We start from the raw sequence: 20193 nt of genomic DNA on the forward strand, positions 1-20193 counted from the left end.
AATCTTTTTTTTCAAAAGCGACCAAGCGAAGTTATGAAAAGTAAACGAACAATTTACCGAAAAACCAGCCATGAGATTTAGCAAGTGTAAGCGGTTCGTTGTTTTTCTAGTTATGGAATTATTATTTTTTTCATTTCTAATTTCCAATTAAACAATGCTTCAGTTTCTCCAATTTTAATAAAATTATTTTTTTCAAGCACTTTGAAAGAGGCAGTATTCGTTTTGCTTGTAGAAGCAATTATTGCTTTTACGATTTGTTGTGTTTTAGTCCATTCAATAATTCCTCCTACAATTTCTGTCATAAATCCCTTTCCTTTAAACTCGTCATAAGTTCCATAACCAATCTCAATTTCTCCTTCTGCATTTGGTTCTCCAACAATACATAAGTCACCTATCATTTTGTTTTCAGATTTTGAAATTCCTGTCCAAAGTGTTGAATACAAATAATTTTTAGATTTGTTCGCTACGTTTGGTAAAATAGTTTGTTGAAATGCTTCTTTTAGTTCTGGCGAAATTGTTCTTGAAGTCTCGTTCAAATTCAGTTCGGCTTCCAAAGAATTATCACATTTAGTGTATTTTACTAACTGGCCGTATGTCAATGGTTTTAAAATTAATCTTTCCGTTTCTATCATTAGCTTGATTTTATCTTTTTCCAGCTTGTTTCGTTATCGCTTTTCGGTTTCAAACTAAATTCCGTTTGGGTATTTTAATCTTTGTTTACCGAAATATTATTGACAAAGCTAAATGTTTATTGGATTTTTGCAAAGCGAAAATTAACTAATTGTCTACCGCTTTTGCAAAAGCCGAAGCCGAATGCCCAAATGGGATTTAGGTTGTGTTAGCCAGTTCGTTGTTTCTTTTTCGTTGTTAAGTGGCTCAAATTTTCTATTTATTTTACAGTAAAAATTTTTGAATATTTCATTTCGTCGGATTGTAAAGTCAAAAGGTAACACCCTTTAGAGAAAGTAGATACATCTATTTGTAATGAATCCATATTTGATTTTACATCTAATGATTTTATTTCTTTCCCTGTTAAATCATAAATAATAATTTTATTTGCGGCAAACTTATTTTCACGCAAAACAATATTCACAAAACTATTTGTTGGATTTGGGTAAATATCAAAAGCTCCATGTAAATCTTGTGTTTGAATAGACAATGGTGCAAGATCCGTTGTAAAATTAAAAATACTAGACCACGAACCGACTCCAACATTATTCGTACCATAGACTCTCCAGTAATAGGTAGTACTTGGGTTTAAAGTTCCAGTTAAAACGGAATAATTATTACCTAAAAGATTTGCTTGACTAACTATTGTACTTAAAAAACTAGGGGTTGTTGCTATTTCTATATTAAAACTATCAGCTAAACAAGAGGCATTCCATGTTAATAGAGGAGTTATTGATACATTTATTGCATTGTTAGTAGGAAGTGCTAAAATGCTTTGTGAAGGCGAGTTTACATGACCATTTGAAATTGAAATGCCACCTCCTTGATATGTACCATACAAGTAACCACACTTATCAATGTATAATGAATTGAAATAATACGACAAAGTACCTGTGCTAATTGTTTTTGTGAAAGCTGAATTTGTATTAAATGGGCCTTGAGTTTCATATATTCCTACTTGATTAAATTGACTTGACTGTACTAATGTGTACATTTTACCTGTATTAGAAAAGGCCACATCAGCAGCGGCTGTAAATGTTGGAGGGAAATTTAAGAACGGAAACATAATGGTTCCATTATTTGTATTTGTTGATGCGTAATATCGAATACCTGTTGTTGTGCCATTTGTTCCAGTACCAAATACATATTGCGAATAAGGATCTACAAAAACACCTGTATTACCAAGTGGGCAAGGTGTACTTGCTGTGTAAGTTGAGCCTGTTGTAATGGGGATAAATGTACCTGAGGCACCATTGCTCGTTGAACGCATAATGCCGTTTATTTCTGTTCCAAGGAAAACGTCATTGTTACTATTAGTTGCTAAACCAAAACTAAAATTGCCATTGTTTGGGGGCATGTTAAGGCTATTATCAAACGTATTATAATCTGTGGACGAAGAAATATTTGTTTGACCAGTACCCCATGAACTCGCCACAAAAAGTTTACCATTACTTGATTCTTTAATATGATTATAGGCACCCGAGGCCGCTACTATTGAGGTATTTTGAACCCAGGTATTTCCTCCATTAGTTGATTTATATAATTCTGGTGTACCCCAAATTGTATTAGTACCATTAGCGTTAGATTTGAGGATGCTCCCACTTAGCCAAATATTATCTTGGCTGTCAACAAAAATCTCATCTAAATTTTGTGCTTTAATACCATTTACAATTTGTTGCCACGTTACGCCATTATCAGTAGATTTAAATACGCCTCCATAAGGCAAACGTGTTCCTAAAAGATTATTATGGCACATCACAAAGATATCGCCAGCTGAGTTTTTTGTTAATTTAATAGTTTGATTGGCTAGTTTCACACCAGTCATAGAGTATGCCCAAGATGCCCCATTATTGAGGCTTTTCCAAATACCTGCCGAACCAATAAATAAATTACCCGATGGATGAGAACAGATTGAATATACGACTCCACCCGTATAACCTGTTGAAGTATTTAACCACGATGTACCGTTATTAGTACTCGAATAAATATCGCCAGCCATATTACCATTTTGGTAATGATAAAATCCCAAGCCTGCAAAAAAAGTTCCACTACTGTTTATAGACAAGGTACGAACAGGTTTATTAGCAGGTAATCCAGAGCTGATTACAGACCATGCACTTGCAGCGTTTGATACCACACTTACACCGATGTCTGTACCTGCTAATAAACTCCCTGTGCTAGTGAGTGCTAATGTATTTATATAATTAGTTGATAAGCCAGTACCGTAATTACTCCAAGTAGCGCCGTTGAACTGTAATACACCATTGCCATAAGTAGCTGCAATAACAGTACCCGCAACTGTTTTTACTAAACTTTTAATAAAAGGAAAAACAGTATAAGTTGGAACAGATGGTAAACCTGTATTGATAGTACTCCAAGTACTTGTAGCAACAGTATAATAATACATACCTGAGCTTTTATTGATTGGATTAGATGCACCATAATTACCAGTTGAGCCTGTCCCCACAATTAAATTACCACTATTATCTTCAACAATTGCGGTAATATCTTGTGGTGAGCCAGCAACAGCAGTCCAAGTATCAGTGGTTTTGATGTATTTAATTAACCCTAAATTAGAGCCATTTGTTTTGTCAACGCCTGCATATAGTTGCCCACTAGTTGTAAAGTATATGACATTTAAGTTTGCCGCACCTGTGTTGCCTGTTAATGACCATGTTGCACCTGAATCAATTGATTTTATAACTTTTAAAGTGCCTGCAGCATATATGTCGTTAGATGTTGGGTCATTGACAATGGATATAATATTATCAGATGGTTGATTTGGTAAGTTCGTAAAACTAACTGATTGTGCTTTTGAATTTGTAGAAAAAATAGCTAAAGCTATTACGAATAAAGGGGTAATTTTTGTTTTCATTTTATTTTTTGTTTAGTTACTCTTTAAGATAGATTTTCTAAATTTAAGATATAAAATATTACATGACGGTTTCGGGCTTGGCGAAGGTGGCGATTTTTACCACAAATGTTGATTCGGAGAACCAAACTTTGCTTAACCACAAATGTGTCTGCGGAGCACTGAACCGCCACTTTTGCCAAACCCGTGGTATAAGCCGTTTTTGTTACATTCTTCTAATTCTGTTTTGCATTATTCAATAGTCTTTGATACTTTATCCATTGTGTTCCTAATACAATAGCTAAGATGCCTAAAATAATTGCTACGGGTTTATTGTCAGCCCATAACCAAGTAATTTGGTCACCTTTGAACGTAAATGCAACAACAAAAAGTCCACACATTATTGTTGTGGACATAAACAGATTTCTTTTTTTTTTATTTTTTTTCATATGGAATTCGTTTTTTTTTAGCAATTCTTATTTTGATAATTCATTTATAACTATTTTCAGGCTTTCGGTCATTGCATTTTCAAAAGCATCAACACTTCCACCTAAAAAATCAATATTTTTTCTAATTTTTTCGAGGATTTGTTGTTTTTCAATATCTGTCTGAAATGGTATTAAAAAACCATGTCCCGAATTTGGGAAGTCCTTATAAACAATTTCATTCACTGTATGCGATTCTAAAAACCTACTTTTAATATTATTTGCCATTATGGTTGAAGGCCAAACCATATCTTTTCCACCTGATAGAACCACAATTTTACACTTTATTCTTTCAACCGGTATTATTGCATACTGATTGATTGGCTTTTCTAGTGCACCCAAATAAAAGTTTATCAAAGGATAGTATCCTTTTGAATAATCATATGAAATGAATGGCAAAGACATTTTATTCTTGGTCCAGCTTGATTTGAGCGATTGGTAATTTTCACGGTTAATACCTTGCCATACTAAATGACTTGGTGAAGCTACTACTAAAAGTTTGATATCCGGATTGTCAATTGCTAAAAGCATCGCAGCTTCTGTTCCCTTTGACATACTTATTATTGAAACTTTTTTTACATCTACTCCTTTAAAACTTCTAAGTGTGTCTAATGCGGTTTGAAAATACTCAATTGGAATTTCTTCAAATTGTTCATTTAAAGAATCCTTGCCTAAGTACGCTAACGCCATTACACCAAATCCTTTTTTGTTAAGTAATGGTATCCATTTCTGTCCATAATTCATACCACCTTCTGACCCTCCTATAATGAGAACAACTGGAAATTCATTCAGGCCAATGGGTGCACTCCATTGATAAACTAATTTTTGATATTTACCCGTTTGGCAATACGTTTTTGTGAAAAATAATGTAAACGCAAAAATCATCAACCCTGTAATTCTTAATCTTTTCATTTTCTCTTTATTTAAATTGTGAACTGCAAAATTAGTCTGTTCGTTGCTGTCCGTCAAGGTTGAGAAGGGTTGAAAAAAGGTTGAAAAAAGGTTGATTTGTTGAATAATTGTCGGCATAAAGGGTTTTAGTCTTAGATTTTTAACTTTTTAATCTGTTGTCGTGATGTTATTCCGAGTATTTTATAAATCTTATTTATGTGTGTTTTAAGAGTGCTTAACTCAATACATAATTCATCCATTATTTCCTTGTTAGATTTTCCAATTAATATTAAATCAAAAACCTGTTTTTGTTTAGCTGATAATTCGTCTAACTGATTTTCTGTGTTCGTTCTGTTTACAATTATTTCAGTTTTTATCAGTTTGATTAAATTATCGGTCTTTACCTTTTCAATTTTTATCCAAATCAATGCTATTGAAATTAACATTAAAACTAAAATGACAGCAATGTAAGTTTTGTCACTCCATAGCCATTCTGTTTTGAAATTTGTGAAACGAAAACTAATTGTCAAGCAAAGAAGAAATATTGCAATAATTTCCAATTTCTTCTGGTGTCGGAATAGTATGTCAGCTAAATAGTTGATGATTTTCATATTTTGGTTGTCGTTTCATAAAATGCCGCATAACGGTTTCGGGTTTGGCGAAGGTTTGTTTCGCATTATCTATTTCAAATATAGTTTTAAATATTCAATAAATTTTTTGTTTTCCGAAATATAAAAATTATCAAAACAATTCTTCCATTAACCCCGATTAAGGCGATATCCTCGCAGCGAAGCGAAGAGATATAGCCGAAAGCGGGTATTGCAATTCCAAATACAAGAGGACAATTCGCTCCTAAAGAAATAAAAAATAGGGATGTTATTCTACGTCTAAATTTTCATTAAACGCCGAAGGAAGTAAATTGGGGATAAATTTGATTAATATTGGCAAAAGCAAACTTCCGCCAGGCAACAAAAATATGGTCAAGGAAGGAATTGATTTGCAAATATCCAACAATTGTTTTTTTACTTTCTTCTTTTCCTTATCGTCTAAATCGCGCCTGGTGGATTTTGCAAGTAAAATCATTAATTCTTTGCTTTCGGAAAGTTCTTTGAACAATCTATTTTTGTTTCGACTAATCAAAACTTCCACACTTTGAGTAGTGTGATCAAAAAAGTGTTTTACGGGATTTGAGTATTTAAAATAAGGAATTTCATCTTTGTATTCTGTAATAAATTCATTTGTTTTAGCAATGCTTTCCAAAACAAAATCATCGGAAACAGTCATTATTTCAGCCAAATTATGAAGGAAATAGGCTTCGTTTTTCTCCACAATACCTTCACTCCACAACGCCATTCCTGCCAAATCTATCAAATAGTATTTTTCTAAATCGGAAGTAAAATAATCCAATTTCAATTCTTCTAAATTTTGAATACTCACATTTGAAAACTTACTGTAACGAACCGATGCTTCAAATAATTTTATCAGCAAATCGTCATATTTAGTCTTATTGGATTTCGTTTTTAACGCCAATGAAACCAAACTAATAATAGTTTCTTCAATCTTTTTTAAATATTTTTCAGGAATAGAATTGTGCGTTAAATAATATTGAAACGCCAAAACATCTACAAAAAGTAACGCATTGGTCAATACGTGAGAAAACTGTTTGTTGATAATATCGATATTGGTTTGAACACGAGTATCGATGATTTTCTCTAAATTTAACGAGTTGGAATTGCTCGGTAAAATCTTCTTAAACAAGTTAAATCCTTGCGGATGCATCTCATTATAGAAAGCTAAAACGTTGGAAATGTATTTTTCAGGATTACTTTCAAGAGTTGTGATTTTATAAATACCAAATAAAGTATTCAATAAGGCAATCTTGGTAATTTCGTCTTCCGTCCAACCTTGATTGTCAACAAAAACAGGCGTTTGCAATGAAATTGTATAGCCGTAAATGAAACCTGTATCTCTAACTTTTGAATAAAAAAAGTCAGGATTCTCAATAACAGGATTCGTTAAAGATTTTTGATCTAAAAAAAATTTATCAATCCAGCCGGTTGCTGATGGGTTTATCATTGCTACGAATTAGAGCAACAAATTTATATTTTTTCAAGCATTAATAAAGCGATTTTCCACTAAATTAATTTTTACTTGATAATTGCTGAACATGCTACTCTTGCTCCTGAATTTCCGGAAGGTTGCGTTACATAATCATCGGGACCTTGATGCACAATTAAACCTTTTCCAACAATATCTTTGGTAGTATCGCCACAACCAATACACCATTCTGAAGTTGTGATAATGATTGTTCCGTTCCCAAATTCATCGGTTGTAAAATTCCCAATATCTCCTTTGTGCGCTTCTCCTTCACCTAATTTTCCGTGTTTTTTGAATGTTGGATTCCAATGTCCTCCTGCAGAACTTCCATCTGCAGCAGTACAATCTGATTTTTCGTGAATGTGAATTGCGTGAATTCCAGGTTTTAATCCTTTGAAATTGGCTGTAAAAGTAACCTGACCGTTTTTTTCTGTAAATACCCCAGAGCCACTAACATTACTATTGCTTTTAGGTTCAAAAGTTACGTTTAATTTATTTGAAACACCATTTGAAGAATTGGTTTTACATCCAATAATTACGGCAATAATTATTGCGATTGAGACGATTATTTTTTTCATAGTAGGAAATTTAATTTTTATTAAAATTAGGTATAAATTCTTATAAATCGAGTTTATATTACTTAATGTTATATTAAAATTTATGGCTTATTTTAAAAAAAAATCACTTTGCAAATGAATACAAAGTGACTTTTAACCATAAACATCAATAACTACCTTTATATTTTAGAAACAATATTCATTTTTCTCCACTAATTTGGATGTAATAACTTCTCTCAAACCAACAATATTTGGCATATTGGTATATTTAGTAAATCGGCGCAAACCCATTAACATCATCCGTTGTTCATCGCCTTCGGCAAAAGAAATTATGCTTTCTTTCCCTTTTAGATTGATTATATCAACTGCTTTATACAGGTATAATTTTGCCATTGCAATTTGTTCCTGAACTTTATCTTCACCTACTTTTTTAGCTGTTTTTTCTGCTCTAAGAATAGTGCTTTCCGCCATGTAAATTTCAATTAACATATCTGCAGCTGCCATTAATAATTGTTGGTGTTCGTCTAAATCAGGACCGTATTTCTGAACAGCTCCGCCTGCTACCATTAGGAATGCTTTTTTCAATTTTCCAATTAATTCTTTTTCTTCAGCAAATAATTCGGAATAATCAGGGGTTTCAAATGACGGAATTCCCATCAATTCCTCTTGAACTTTTGAAGCAGGACCTAATAAATCAACATGGCCTTTCATAGCTTTTTTAATCAACATCCCCACAGAAAGCATTCTGTTGATTTCATTTGTACCTTCATAAATACGAGCAATTCGGGCATCACGCCAGGCACTTTCCATTGGTGTGTCTTCTGAAAATCCCATTCCACCAAAAATTTGAATTCCTTCATCGGCACAATTTTGTACATCTTCAGATACAGCTACTTTTAGAATCGAACATTCAATAGCATATTCTTCAACACCTTTTAATTCTGCTTCTTGATGTGATGTTCCTTCAGCTTCACGAGCATGAATTCTATCTTCAATATCCTTTGAAGCTCTATAGGTGGCGCTTTCTCCCGCATAACACGAAGTTGCCATTTCGGCTAATTTATAACGAATAGCTCCAAATTGTGCAATCGGAGTATTGAATTGAATTCTTTCATTGGCATATTTTATTGCACCAGAAGTAACTCTTCTTTGAGCATCTAAACAGGCTGCGGCCAATTTTATTCTTCCTACATTCAACGCATTCATAGCAATTTTGAAACCATTTCCTCTTTCAGAAAGCATGTTTTCAACAGATACAACAGTGTCATTAAAGAAAACTTGACGCGTAGAAGATGCACGAATTCCTAATTTGTGTTCTTCTTCACCCATTGAAATCCCATTATTAGAATCATTTTCTATAATGAAACCAGTAATGTTTTTATCATCTCCAATTCTGGCAAAAACAATAAATACCGAACAAAATCCTGCGTTAGAAATCCACATTTTTTGTCCCGTGATTTTATAATGTGTTCCATCTTCCGATAAAACTGCTTTTGTTTTTCCCGAATTTGCATCGGATCCAGCCCCAGGTTCTGTCAAGCAATACGCTCCAAACCATTCGCCAGAAGCGAGTTTTGGAACGTATTTTTGCTTTTGTTCTTCTGTTCCATATAAAGTAATTGGCATTGTTCCAATTCCAGTATGTGCTCCAAAAGCTGTAGAAAAAGAACCTGTTGCACCTGAAATATAATCGCAAACCAAAACTGTATTCACAAATCCCATTCCCATTCCTCCATAAGATTCAGGGACTGCAACACTCAGAAAACCTAAGTCACCCGCTTTCTTCATAGTCTCTTCTGTAAGCGCATAATCTTTGTTTTCAAACCGGCTTTTGTTAGGCCAAATTTCTTTGTCTACAAACTCCTTAATCGAATCCCGCATCATTAATTGTTCTTCATTGAAATCTTCTGGTGTGAAGATGTCTTCGCATTTTGTCTCTTTTACGATAAATTGTCCGCCTCTTGTTTTGTTATCCATATCAGCCCCCTAACCCCCGAAGGGGGATTCCTACCAGGGGTAAGTAGGGTTTTAGATTATATACTTTTTTTTATTTATTATCACGAGAGTTCCCCCTTTGGGGGTTAGGGGGCTTATAATAATTCAAATATCCCCGCACTTCCTTGTCCTGTTCCCACGCACATACTTACAATTCCGTATTTATTTCCTCTGAGTTTCATTTCTTCAAATAGTTGAACCGATAATTTTGCACCTGTACAACCAAGTGGATGTCCCATAGCAATAGCGCCGCCATTTACATTTACGATATCAGGATTTAATCCCAATTCCCGAATTACTGCTAATGATTGGGAGGCAAATGCCTCATTCAATTCAATTAAATCAATGTCTTTTAATTGTAATCCCGCTTGTTTCAATGCTTTTGGAATCGCTTTTACGGGACCAATTCCCATAATTCTGGGTTCAACTCCAGCCGAAGCAAAATTTACCAAACGGGCAATAGGGGTGAGGTTCAATTCTTTTACCATTTCTTCGCTCATAATTAAAACGAAAGCAGCTCCATCACTCATTTGAGATGAATTTCCAGCGGTAACACTTCCATCTGCCGCAAAAACTGGTCGTAATCCTGCCAAAGCTTCTACCGAAGTTCCTGCTCTTGGTCCTTCATCTTTATTTACAACATATGATTTGGTTTCTTTTTTGCCATTTTCATTAATGAAAATTTGCTCCACAGTTATGGGAACAATTTGTTTGTCAAATTTACCTTCCGATTGTGCTTTCAAAGCTTTTAAATGCGAATTATAAGCAAACTCATCTTGGTCAATTCTCGATATATTATATTGTTTTGCAACCGCTTCGGCAGTCAAACCCATTCCCCAATAATAATCTTCATTTCCCGCTTTTGCAACAGCATAATCCGGGGTTGGTTTATACCCTCCCATAGGAATAAAACTCATACTTTCGGCACCACCAGCAATGATACAATCGGCCATTCCTGACTGAATTTTAGCAGTTGCCATTCCTATAGTTTCTAATCCTGAAGCGCAGTATCTATTGACAGTTACACCAGGAACATCTTCGATTTTTAATCCCATTAAGGAAATCAATCGGCCCATATTTAGTCCTTGTTCGGCTTCCGGCATGGCGTTTCCAACCATCACATCATCAATGCGTTTTTTGTCGAAATCGGGCAATTCATTCATCATAAACTGAATGGTTTCTGCTGCTAATTCATCAGGACGCTTGAATCTAAATACCCCTTTTGGTGCTTTCCCAACGGCGGTTCTGTATGCTTTTACTATATAGGCTGTTTTCATAATTATTTTAAATTTTGAATTATAAATTTTAAATTATCGGTTGAATCAAATGTCTTTTAGAAATTTAAAATTCAACATTTATAATTTATAATTAATTTCTTAGCGGTTTCCCCTTAGTTAACATAAACTGAATTCTTTCCAATGTTTTTCTTTCCGTGCAAAGCGACAAAAAGGCTTCTCTTTCAATATCCAATAAATATTGTTCAGATACCAATGTCGGTTCAGATAAATCACCACCAGCCATGACATACGCCAGTTTGTTTGCAATTTTCTTGTCGTGTTCGGAGATGTATTTTCCGGCTTCCATTTGATCAGTTCCGACTAAGAACATCCCCAAAGCTTGTTTCCCCAAAACTTTGACGTCATTTCTGCGAATTGGTTGGGTATAACCTGCTTCTGCCATTAGCAAAGCGTGTTTTTTTGCTTCGGCAATTTGTCGGTCTTTATTCACTACAACAACGTCTTTTCCGTGTTGTAAAATTCCTAAATCAAATGCTTCATAAGCAGAGGTCGAAACTTTTGCCATCGCCACGGTCATAAAATATTCTTGTAAAACATTCAGTTCCACATCGTTTTTACGAAATAAATCGGATGCTCTCAAGGTCATTTCTTTCGATCCGCCACCTCCAGGAATTACACCAACTCCAAATTCAACCAAACCAATATACGTTTCTGCTGCAGCAACTACTTTATCGGCGTGCATGCTCATTTCGCAACCGCCACCCAAAGTCATTCCGTGAGGGGCAACAATTACTGGGATTCCAGAATAACGAACGCGCATCATCGTGTCTTGAAACATTTTGATAGCCATATTCAGTTCGTCATATTCTTGTTCGACCGCCATCATAAATATCATGCCGATATTTGCCCCCACAGAAAAATTGGCTCCTTGGTTTCCAATAACCAAACCTTGATATTCTTTTTCCGATAAGTCAATTGCTTTGTTGATAGCTTGTAAAACATCGCCACCAATAGTATTCATTTTCGATTGGAATTCTAAATTCAAAATCCCATCACCTAAATCTTGGATAATGGCACCGCTATTACTCCATATTTTTTTGCTTTTGCGAATGTTGTTCAGGATGATAAATGCATCTTGTCCAGGAACTTTAGTTTGCGTTTTATTTGAAATATTATAAAAATAAGTTGCTCCTTCTTTTACGGTATAAAAACTCGAATTTCCAGAAGTCAGCATTTCATTAACCCATGCATTTGGTTCTAAACCTTCGGCTTTCATTATTTCGATTCCTTTTGCTACACCAATCGCATCCCAAATTTCGAAAGGTCCATTTTCCCAGCCGAAACCCGCTTTCATAGCATCGTCAATTTTGTATAATTCATCTGCTATTTCAGGAATTCTATTGGAAACATAAGCAAACATTGCAGCAAAACTTTTTCTATAGAATTCACCTGCTTTGTCTTTTCCTTTTACCAAAATTTTGAAACGATCAATCGGTTTATCAATAGTTTTTGTTAATTCCAATGTTGCAAATGATGCTTTTTTGGCAGGACGATATTCCAAAGTATCTAAATCCAAAGACAGAATATCTCGTCCTTCTTTTTTGTAAAAACCTTGTCCTGTTTTGCTTCCAAGCCAATTGTTTTCCATCATTTTTGTGATGAAATCAGGTAATTTGAATAATTCGTGTTGTTCGTCGTTTTGACAATTTTCATAAATTCCGTTGGCAACATGTACCAAAGTATCTAATCCAACCACATCGACGGTTCTGAAAGTGGCCGATTTTGGTCTTCCAATAACAGGGCCTGTCAATTTATCGACTTCTTCAATGGTCAATCCCAATTCTTTTACCAAATGAAATAAACTTTGAATTCCGAAGATTCCAATTCTGTTTCCAATAAAAGCAGGAGTATCTTTGGCAACGACCGAAGTTTTTCCTAAGTATTTTTCGCCATAAATCGTTAAAAAATCCAATACTTCGGACGAAGTTTGAGGTCTTGGAATAATTTCGAATAATTTTAAATAGCGAGCAGGATTAAAAAAGTGAGTTCCACAAAAGTGTTTCTGAAAATCTTCAGATCGTCCTTCACTCATAAAATGAATAGGAATTCCAGAGGTGTTTGAAGTGACTAAAGTACCTGGTTTTCTGAATTTTTCAATTTGCTCGAAAACCAATTTTTTAATATCTAACCGCTCCACAACAACTTCAATTATCCAATCGACATCGGCAATTTTAGCCATATCATCAGAAGTATTTCCAGTAGTTATTCGGCTTGCAAATTTTTGATTATATATAGGAGAAGGTTTTGATTTCAATGAATTGGCTAAATGCTCGTTTACCAAACGGTTGCGAACGATTTTACTAACCAATGTTAATCCTTTCTTTGCTTCAGCATCGTTAAGCTCCCTTGGAGCAATATCTAGGAGTAAAACTTCAACTCCAATATTAGCAAAATGGCAGGCAATTCCTGACCCCATAATTCCAGAACCAATTACTGCAACTTTTTTTATGGTGCGTTTCATTATTTATTATTTTTTTGAAGAATTAAATTCTCCTTACTATTAAAAATATTTTTCTCTTGGATTAACTCATTTATAGTTTCAGCAACCTCTATAAAATGTTGAAATTTTTCCTCAGATATATGCTTTTTTACGGTATCATTAAATTTCAGAACAGTATTTTTAGATAATTCTCTTTTTTCTCTCCCAAAATCGGTTAAGTAAATCAATACACCTCGACCATCCTTAGGATTTTTTTTTCTAATAATCAATCCTTTTTCCTCCATAGATTTTAAAGTTCGTGTTAAACTCGTGGCTTCCATACCCATTTTTGGTCCTAATGAAGTCGATGGAGTTCCATGATCTTTATCCATACTTAACAAGGCAAAACCCGTAGCCATCGTTGCACCATAATTTTGCGCTTCATCATTATACATTCTGGAAACAGCTTGCCAAGTCGCTCTAAGAATATAATCTATAGTTTTTTCTTTCATACTTTTTTAATTCTTTTCAAATATAATAAAAAATAGTATGCACGCATAGTATTTAGTGTTAATTTTATAATAAAAAAAACTCCTCAAATCTGAGGAGTTTAAATAGTAGGGTTATTCATAAATTTTAGCGTATAAATCTTTATATTTTTCTAACACAATTTTGCGCTTTAATTTTAAGGTAGGAGTGAGGTGACCTCCATCAATTGTCCATAAATCAGGTGTCAATTCAAAGCGTTTTATTTTTTCCCAATTACCAAACTTCTCATTCAATTCGGATATCTCTTCCTGAATTCGTTCGATTACTTTAGGATTTGAAACTATTTCTTCATTTGTAGTCCCAATATCTAATTTATGAATTTTTGCCCATTCTTTTACAAATTCAAAATTGGGTTGAATAAAAGCACCAGGCATTTTTTCACCATCTCCAACAACCATAATTTGCTCTATAAAACGGGATTGTTTCATTGTATTTTCAATCAATTGTGGTGCAATATATTTTCCACCTGATGTTTTAAACATTTCTTTTTTCCGGTCTGTAATTTTCAGAAAACCTTCGTCGTCAAATACGCCTATATCGCCAGTATGGAAATATCCATCCGTAATTACTTCACTTGTTAATTTTTCATCTTTAAAATATCCCATCATTACGTTCGGACCTTTGCAAAGAATTTCACCATCTTCCGCTATTTTAACCGTTACATTATCGATTACTTTTCCAACGGTTCCGACTTTGAAACCAAAATTCCTTATGTCATTAACAGTAATTACTGGAGAAGTTTCAGTCAATCCATATCCTTCCATCACAGGAATTTGTGCTGCTGCAAATATTCGAGCTAATCTTGGTTGTAATGCAGCACTTCCAGAAACCATCAAATCTAAGTTTCCACCAAGTCCTTCTTTCCATTTACTGAATATTAATTTTCTGACTATTTTAAGTTGAAATTCATACCAAATACCATTTTTTTCGTATGGTTCAAATCGCAATCCTAAATCTACTGCCCAAAAGAAGAGTACTTTTTTAATTCCAGTTAATTCCAATCCTTTTGCAAAAATTTTATCATATACTTTCTCAAGAAGTCTTGGCACAGCTGTCATTACAGTTGGTTTCACTTCTTTTATGTTATCACTAATTTTCTCAATTGACTCTCCAAAATAAACTGAAACACCATAATATTGGTATAAATAAAGAATCATTCTTTCAAAAATATGACAAATAGGAAGAAAACTTAAAGCACGACTATTTCCAGCGGTAAAGGGAATTCTTGGCGCACTATCCAAAACATTTGAAACAATATTTTGATGAGAAAGCATTACGCCTTTTGGTTTTCCAGTAGTTCCAGAAGTATAAATAATAGTTGCTAAATCTTCTGTTTTAACACTATTTTTTCTGTCTTCAACAACATCTTGGTTACTTGTATCTTTTCCTAATTCTAATAATTCAGTCCAATTTGCACATCCTTCAATTTCATTAAATGAATATACTTCTTTTAGTTTTGGAACTTTATTTCGAATCAGATTTATTTTTCTAAAGACTTCTATATCAGATATAAAACAATAAATAGCTTCAGAATGATTTAGAATATATTCGTAATCATCTTCAGAAATCGTTGGGTAAATTGGCACATTTTGAGCTCCTATTTGCAAAATTCCTATATCAGTAATATTCCATTCAGTTCTATTGTTTGACGAAATCACCGCTATTTTATCATTTTTTTGCACGCCAATTCTAAGAAGCGCCCTTGAAATAGCATTTGCTTTAGCAATATATTCTTGAGTAGAAGTTTTTATCCAAGTTCCATTTTGCTTAGTAACTAATGCATCTGGAATAGAGTTAAATTTCTCTAATTGATAATAAGGAAATTCGAATAACCGCGTTATATTTGTCATTTTGGACTTGATAATTTTATAATTGCAAATTAATGAAAAATAAACAAATTCACGAACATTTTTTTTAATTCATATTATTAACATTATTTATAGAAATTAGTTTTTAATTTTACGAAATGAAAAAGAACATTAAGAAAATTGGATTTATCGTATTAGCTTTCATTCTAATTTTGGTTGGAAAATATGTTTATGACATGAATATCAATCATAATTTCGAAACGATAACTGAAGGGAAAGTATATAAATCGGGAGTAATACCGCCAGATGAAATTGAAAGTTATGTAAATAAGTATCATATAAAATCAATCATAGACTTGCGTTTTCCGGGTACTGGTGATGATGTAAACAATCCAGAAATTCCTATTGAATTAACTGCCGAAAAAAATGCGGTTAAAAAAATTAAGGGTGTAAATTATTTCAACAATGGATCTGACCAAGTTCCAGTTCAGAAAAATCTAGATATGTTTTTTGAAATTATGGATAATCCCAATAATTACCCCGTTTTAATTCATTGTTACCACGGAGTTGGGCGTGCTGAAATGTATTCGGCAATTTATAGAATTGAATATGAAAACATGAATAGAGACAAGGCAAGAAAAAGTACACGATTTATTACCAAATGGACTTCCTTTGATTTAGGAAAGCCTAAAGGAGATTTTCTTCACAATTATAAAAGCAGAAAAGAATTGAATTTGGAAAAATAGGAATTTTCCAATTGGTACAAAAAAACTCATAATTAAATTATGAGTTTTTTTATGTAAATATTTTAATTGTTTTCAATCCACAATCTTGCATTCACAAAAGCTTCGTGCCAAGGGGAAACTTCGTCTGTGCGATTTTTTGGATAATTAGCCCAATTCCATTGGAATGTTGATCGCTCAATGTGCGGCATCATTACCAAATGTCGTCCGGTTTTATCGCAAAGCATTGCCGTGTTATAATCGGATCCATTTGGATTTGCAGGATAATCTGAATAAGAATATTTAGAAACGATATTGTAGTTTTCTTCGGGTAATGGCAAGTTAAATTTTCCTTCTCCATGCGAAATCCAAACTCCCAAAGTGCTTCCCGCCAATGTGGACAACATTACGGAATTATTTTCTTGAATGGTCACGGATGTAAACGCACTTTCGTGTTTGTTTGATGTGTTGTGTTTCATTTTTCCATGAACTTCATGCTCAGGATTTATGACTTCCAACTCCATAAATAATTGGCAACCATTACAAATTCCAACGGATAAAGTGTCGTCTCTTTTGAAGAAATTATCTAAGGCAGTCTTTGCTTTTTCATTGTATAAAAAGGCTCCTGCCCAACCTTTGGCAGAGCCTAAAACATCTGAATTCGAGAAACCTCCAACAGCGCCAATGAACTGAATTTCCTCTAAATTTTCACGTCCCGAAATCAAATCGGTCATGTGAACATCTTTTACATCAAATCCTGCCAAATACATAGCATTTGCCATTTCACGTTCTGAATTACTTCCTTTTTCACGGATAATTGCTGCTTTTGGACGTGGTTTTGTCGAATCAATTACTGGTTTTTTTCCTGTAAAATGAGTAGGGAAAATGAATTTTAAAGGTTGGTTTTTATAATTCTCAAAACGGGCTTTCGCCATTCCATTTTTAGATTGTTTTTGGTCTAATAAATACGATGTTGTGTACCAAATATCTAGGTATTTAGGTATGTCTAAAGTCAAATGTCCAAAGTCTAAAGTAGCTTCGTTAGTTGCAGAACCAATTTTGAAAAATTCAATTCCGTTATTTGAAAGTTTATTTTCAATTACAGCATCATTTTTGGCTTGGAATACAATTCCAATATTTTCAGAAAACAATATTTTTATAAGGTCTTTTTCTTCAAAAGTTGAGAAATTAATTCTAGCTCCCAAATTAATATCTGCAAAACACATTTCAAATAAAGTAGTAATCAATCCGCCACTTCCAATATCGTGACCAGCAATAATTTCATTTTCTAAAATTAATTCTTGAATTGAATTGAATGCGTTTTTAAAGAATTTTGAATCTTTAATTGTTGGCGTTTCTGTTCCAATAGTTGTTAATATTTGGGCAAATGAAGTTCCACCCAACTTATAATTATCTTGTGAAAGATTGATATAATAAATGGAACCGCCGTCAATTTGTAATACCGGTTCGACTACTTTTTTAATGTCAATGCAATTTCCACCTGCCGAAATAATCACCGTTCCGGGTGCAATTACTTCATCATTTGGGTATTTTTGTTTCATCGAAAGGGAATCTTTTCCAGTAGGAATATTAATTCCTAATTCGATTGCAAAATCGGAACAACTCTTTACAGCAGCGTATAAACGGGCATCTTCGCCTTCGTTTTTACATGCCCACATCCAATTGGCAGACAATGAAAGTCCGTTCATTCCGTCTTTTATTGGTGCCCAAATAATATTTGATAATGCTTCTGCAATTGCCGTTCTGGTTCCTGCAATTGGGTCAATTAACGACGCAATTGGCGAGTGTCCGATGGAAGTTGCAATTCCTTCTTTTCCTAAATAATCCAATGCCATTACGCCGCAATTATTTAATGGCAATTGCAACGGCCCTACACATTGTTGTTTGGCGACTTTTCCACCCACGCAACGATCGACTTTATTGGTCAACCAATCCTTGCAAGCAACGGCTTCTAACTGCAATACTTGCTCTAAATAGGTTGAAATTTTATCTTGGGAATAGTCTAATTCGGAATAATTTCGAGTAATGGTTTTATCCGTCATAACCACTTTTGGGGAACTTCCAAACATATCTTCTAAAGCAAAATCCATAGGTTTTTGACCCGTAGTTTTTGATTCAAATGTAAAGCGATTGGTATCCGTAACATCGCCAACTTGATACATTGGCGAACGTTCTCTGTCAGCTATTTTTTGTAGTAATTCAATGTCTTTTGGCGCAATTACCAATCCCATTCTTTCTTGAGATTCGTTTCCAATAATTTCCTTTGCGGAAAGCGTAGGGTCGCCAATTGGCAATTTGTCTAAATCGATTAAACCGCCCGTTTCTTCGATTAATTCTGAAAGGCAATTCAAATGTCCTCCAGCTCCATGATCGTGAATGGAAACTATTGGATTTAAGTCGCTTTCAACCAATCCACGAATTGCATTTGCAGCTCTTTTTTGCATTTCTGGGTTCGAGCGTTGAATGGCATTCAATTCAATTCCAGAACTAAAAGCACCTGTATCTGCTGATGAAACTGCCGCTCCACCCATTCCAATTCTATAATTATCACCACCTAAAATCACGATTTTATCGCCTGCTTTTGGCTTTTTCTTGATGGCTTGATCTAATTTTCCATAACCAATTCCACCCGCTTGCATAATGACTTTGTCGTATCCTAATTTGCGGTTATTTTCATCGTGTTCAAATGTTAAAACAGAACCTGTAATTAAGGGTTGACCGAATTTATTTCCAAAATCAGAAGCTCCATTTGATGCTTTTATTAAAATATCCATTGGGGTTTGATACAGCCATTTTCTTTCTTCCATTCCATTTTCCCAAGGTTTATTTTCAGATAAACGAGAATAGGAAGTCATATAAACCGCCGTTCCAGCCAATGGCAATGAACCTTGTCCGCCAGCTAATCGGTCACGAATTTCTCCGCCAGAACCTGTTGCTGCGCCATTAAAAGGTTCAACAGTTGTTGGGAAATTATGAGTTTCTGCTTTTAATGAAATTACAGAATCGAAATCTCTGGTTTCATAGAAATCAGGTTTGTCAGCACTTTTTGGTGCAAATTGTTGCACCCTTGGTCCTTTTACAAATGCCACATTATCTTTGTAAGCAGAAACAATATCGTTTGGATTTTCAGCAGCTGTTTTCTTGATTAATTTGAATAGGGTAGAGGGCATTTCTTCGCCATCGATTACAAATGTTCCGTTGAAAATTTTGTGACGACAATGTTCTGAATTGGCTTGCGAAAAACCAAAAACTTCAGAATCGGTTAGTTTTCGTCCTATTTTAATTGATAAAGTATCCAAATAATCAACCTCTTCTTGACTCAAAGCCAAACCTTCTGATTTATTATATCTAGAAATATCATCGATTTCAAGAATGGGTTCTGGTTGACTATTTATGGTAAAAATATCTTGATGTAATTCAGAATATTTTTGAGAAAGCATTGGATCAAAATCAGTAAAATCAGCTGTAACTTTTTGAAATTCTTCAATTCTGATAATTCCAGAAATCCCCATATTCTGAGTGATTTCAACGGCATTCGTGCTCCAAGGCGTTATCATTGTGGCTCGTGGGCCAATAAAAAAATCCGTTCCAATTGTATTTAGAACGGATTTTTCTATTTTATTTGAATTGCCAAAAAGCCAGTTTAATTTTGAAATGTCTTGGGCAGAAAGTTCGTTTTGCGATTGAACAGCAAAAACCGTATTGGTCTGGTTTCCGAAGAAGTGAATCATTTTTTGTAATTATTGTTGTGTTACGCAAAAATACTTTAAAAAAGTGCGTTGTGCAAAATTAATATTAAAGTGTCTGAGTGAAATTTATTGATATCATTAT

14 protein-coding genes are annotated in these 20193 nt (G+C 34.1%); 1 reads left to right on the forward strand and 13 read right to left on the reverse strand.

Annotation, left to right across the window (positions count from 1 at the left end):
• Positions 1-110: 110 nt before the first annotated feature.
• The 12 genes from AC9UEH_RS03335 to AC9UEH_RS03390 form a co-directional block, all read right to left on the reverse strand.
• Positions 111-632: a GNAT family N-acetyltransferase gene (locus AC9UEH_RS03335; RefSeq protein ID WP_509528352.1), complete on the reverse strand. Its 522-nt coding sequence runs from the start codon at positions 630-632 to the stop codon at positions 111-113.
• 257 nt (positions 633-889) lie between these two features.
• Positions 890-3544, reverse strand: coding sequence for a T9SS type A sorting domain-containing protein (locus tag AC9UEH_RS03340; RefSeq protein ID WP_509528355.1), 2655 nt, complete (start codon positions 3542-3544; stop codon positions 890-892).
• A gap of 212 nt (positions 3545-3756) precedes the next feature.
• Positions 3757-3936, reverse strand: a complete 180-nt coding sequence (locus tag AC9UEH_RS03345) for a hypothetical protein (protein WP_509528358.1) — start codon at positions 3934-3936, stop codon at positions 3757-3759.
• Between the two features lie 60 nt (positions 3937-3996).
• Positions 3997-5034 (reverse strand): acyl-CoA thioester hydrolase/BAAT C-terminal domain-containing protein, encoded by a 1038-nt coding sequence (locus tag AC9UEH_RS03350; RefSeq protein ID WP_509528360.1) that lies wholly within the window; start codon positions 5032-5034, stop codon positions 3997-3999.
• 14 nt (positions 5035-5048) lie between these two features.
• Positions 5049-5507: a helix-turn-helix domain-containing protein gene (locus AC9UEH_RS03355; RefSeq protein ID WP_509528362.1), complete on the reverse strand. Its 459-nt coding sequence runs from the start codon at positions 5505-5507 to the stop codon at positions 5049-5051.
• A 265-nt stretch (positions 5508-5772) separates the two neighbouring features.
• Positions 5773-6972, reverse strand: a complete 1200-nt coding sequence (locus AC9UEH_RS03360) for an LETM1-related biofilm-associated protein (protein WP_509528364.1) — start codon at positions 6970-6972, stop codon at positions 5773-5775.
• Positions 6973-7043: 71 nt separating this feature from the next.
• Positions 7044-7571, reverse strand: coding sequence for a superoxide dismutase family protein (locus AC9UEH_RS03365; RefSeq protein ID WP_509528374.1), 528 nt, complete (start codon positions 7569-7571; stop codon positions 7044-7046).
• A gap of 165 nt (positions 7572-7736) precedes the next feature.
• Positions 7737-9527 carry an acyl-CoA dehydrogenase FadE gene (locus AC9UEH_RS03370; protein ID WP_509528377.1) on the reverse strand — a complete coding sequence of 597 codons (1791 nt, stop codon included), beginning with the start codon at positions 9525-9527 and terminating at the stop codon, positions 7737-7739.
• A gap of 113 nt (positions 9528-9640) precedes the next feature.
• Entirely contained in the window at positions 9641-10822 is a 1182-nt protein-coding gene (locus AC9UEH_RS03375; RefSeq protein ID WP_509528380.1) for an acetyl-CoA C-acyltransferase, read from the reverse strand.
• Positions 10823-10913: 91 nt separating this feature from the next.
• Positions 10914-13304 (reverse strand): 3-hydroxyacyl-CoA dehydrogenase/enoyl-CoA hydratase family protein, encoded by a 2391-nt coding sequence (locus tag AC9UEH_RS03380; protein ID WP_509528383.1) that lies wholly within the window; start codon positions 13302-13304, stop codon positions 10914-10916.
• Complete coding sequence (locus AC9UEH_RS03385) at positions 13304-13774, reverse strand: MarR family winged helix-turn-helix transcriptional regulator (RefSeq protein ID WP_509528386.1); 471 nt, start codon at positions 13772-13774, stop codon at positions 13304-13306. The genes AC9UEH_RS03380 and AC9UEH_RS03385 overlap by 1 nt, the downstream gene beginning before the upstream one ends.
• A 111-nt stretch (positions 13775-13885) precedes the next feature.
• On the reverse strand, positions 13886-15661 hold the full coding sequence (locus tag AC9UEH_RS03390) for an AMP-dependent synthetase/ligase (RefSeq protein WP_509528388.1): 1776 nt from the start codon (positions 15659-15661) through the stop codon (positions 13886-13888).
• 116 nt (positions 15662-15777) lie between these two features.
• Here AC9UEH_RS03390 and AC9UEH_RS03395 point away from each other — a divergent pair, with 116 nt between their 5' ends.
• Complete coding sequence (locus AC9UEH_RS03395) at positions 15778-16365, forward strand: dual specificity protein phosphatase family protein (RefSeq protein WP_509528391.1); 588 nt, start codon at positions 15778-15780, stop codon at positions 16363-16365.
• 62 nt (positions 16366-16427) lie between these two features.
• Here the strand turns inward: AC9UEH_RS03395 and purL are convergent, their stop codons facing one another.
• The gene (gene purL, locus AC9UEH_RS03400; RefSeq protein WP_509528393.1) at positions 16428-20093 is read right to left on the reverse strand and encodes a phosphoribosylformylglycinamidine synthase; all 3666 of its coding nucleotides are present in this window, start codon (positions 20091-20093) and stop codon (positions 16428-16430) included.
• Positions 20094-20193: the final 100 nt, after the last annotated feature.

Source organism: Flavobacterium sp., assembly GCF_040402835.1.
In the GTDB taxonomy this organism is placed as follows: Bacteria; Bacteroidota; Bacteroidia; order Flavobacteriales; family Flavobacteriaceae; genus Flavobacterium.

Excerpts from the sequence above, each read along its gene's own strand:
- AC9UEH_RS03335 (WP_509528352.1), bottom strand. The coding sequence starts at position 632 with ATGATAGAAACGGAAAGATTAATTTTAAAACCATTGACATACGGCCAG.
- AC9UEH_RS03340 (WP_509528355.1), bottom strand. The coding sequence starts at position 3,544 with ATGAAAACAAAAATTACCCCTTTATTCGTAATAGCTTTAGCTATTTTT.
- AC9UEH_RS03345 (WP_509528358.1), bottom strand. The coding sequence starts at position 3,936 with ATGTCCACAACAATAATGTGTGGACTTTTTGTTGTTGCATTTACGTTC.
- AC9UEH_RS03350 (WP_509528360.1), bottom strand. The coding sequence starts at position 5,034 with ATGCCGACAATTATTCAACAAATCAACCTTTTTTCAACCTTTTTTCAA.
- AC9UEH_RS03355 (WP_509528362.1), bottom strand. The coding sequence starts at position 5,507 with ATGAAAATCATCAACTATTTAGCTGACATACTATTCCGACACCAGAAG.
- AC9UEH_RS03360 (WP_509528364.1), bottom strand. The coding sequence starts at position 6,972 with ATGATAAACCCATCAGCAACCGGCTGGATTGATAAATTTTTTTTAGAT.
- AC9UEH_RS03365 (WP_509528374.1), bottom strand. The coding sequence starts at position 7,571 with ATGAAAAAAATAATCGTCTCAATCGCAATAATTATTGCCGTAATTATT.
- AC9UEH_RS03370 (WP_509528377.1), bottom strand. The coding sequence starts at position 9,527 with ATGGATAACAAAACAAGAGGCGGACAATTTATCGTAAAAGAGACAAAA.
- AC9UEH_RS03375 (WP_509528380.1), bottom strand. The coding sequence starts at position 10,822 with ATGAAAACAGCCTATATAGTAAAAGCATACAGAACCGCCGTTGGGAAA.
- AC9UEH_RS03380 (WP_509528383.1), bottom strand. The coding sequence starts at position 13,304 with ATGAAACGCACCATAAAAAAAGTTGCAGTAATTGGTTCTGGAATTATG.
- AC9UEH_RS03385 (WP_509528386.1), bottom strand. The coding sequence starts at position 13,774 with ATGAAAGAAAAAACTATAGATTATATTCTTAGAGCGACTTGGCAAGCT.
- AC9UEH_RS03390 (WP_509528388.1), bottom strand. The coding sequence starts at position 15,661 with ATGACAAATATAACGCGGTTATTCGAATTTCCTTATTATCAATTAGAG.
- AC9UEH_RS03395 (WP_509528391.1), top strand. The coding sequence starts at position 15,778 with ATGAAAAAGAACATTAAGAAAATTGGATTTATCGTATTAGCTTTCATT.
- purL (WP_509528393.1), bottom strand. The coding sequence starts at position 20,093 with ATGATTCACTTCTTCGGAAACCAGACCAATACGGTTTTTGCTGTTCAA.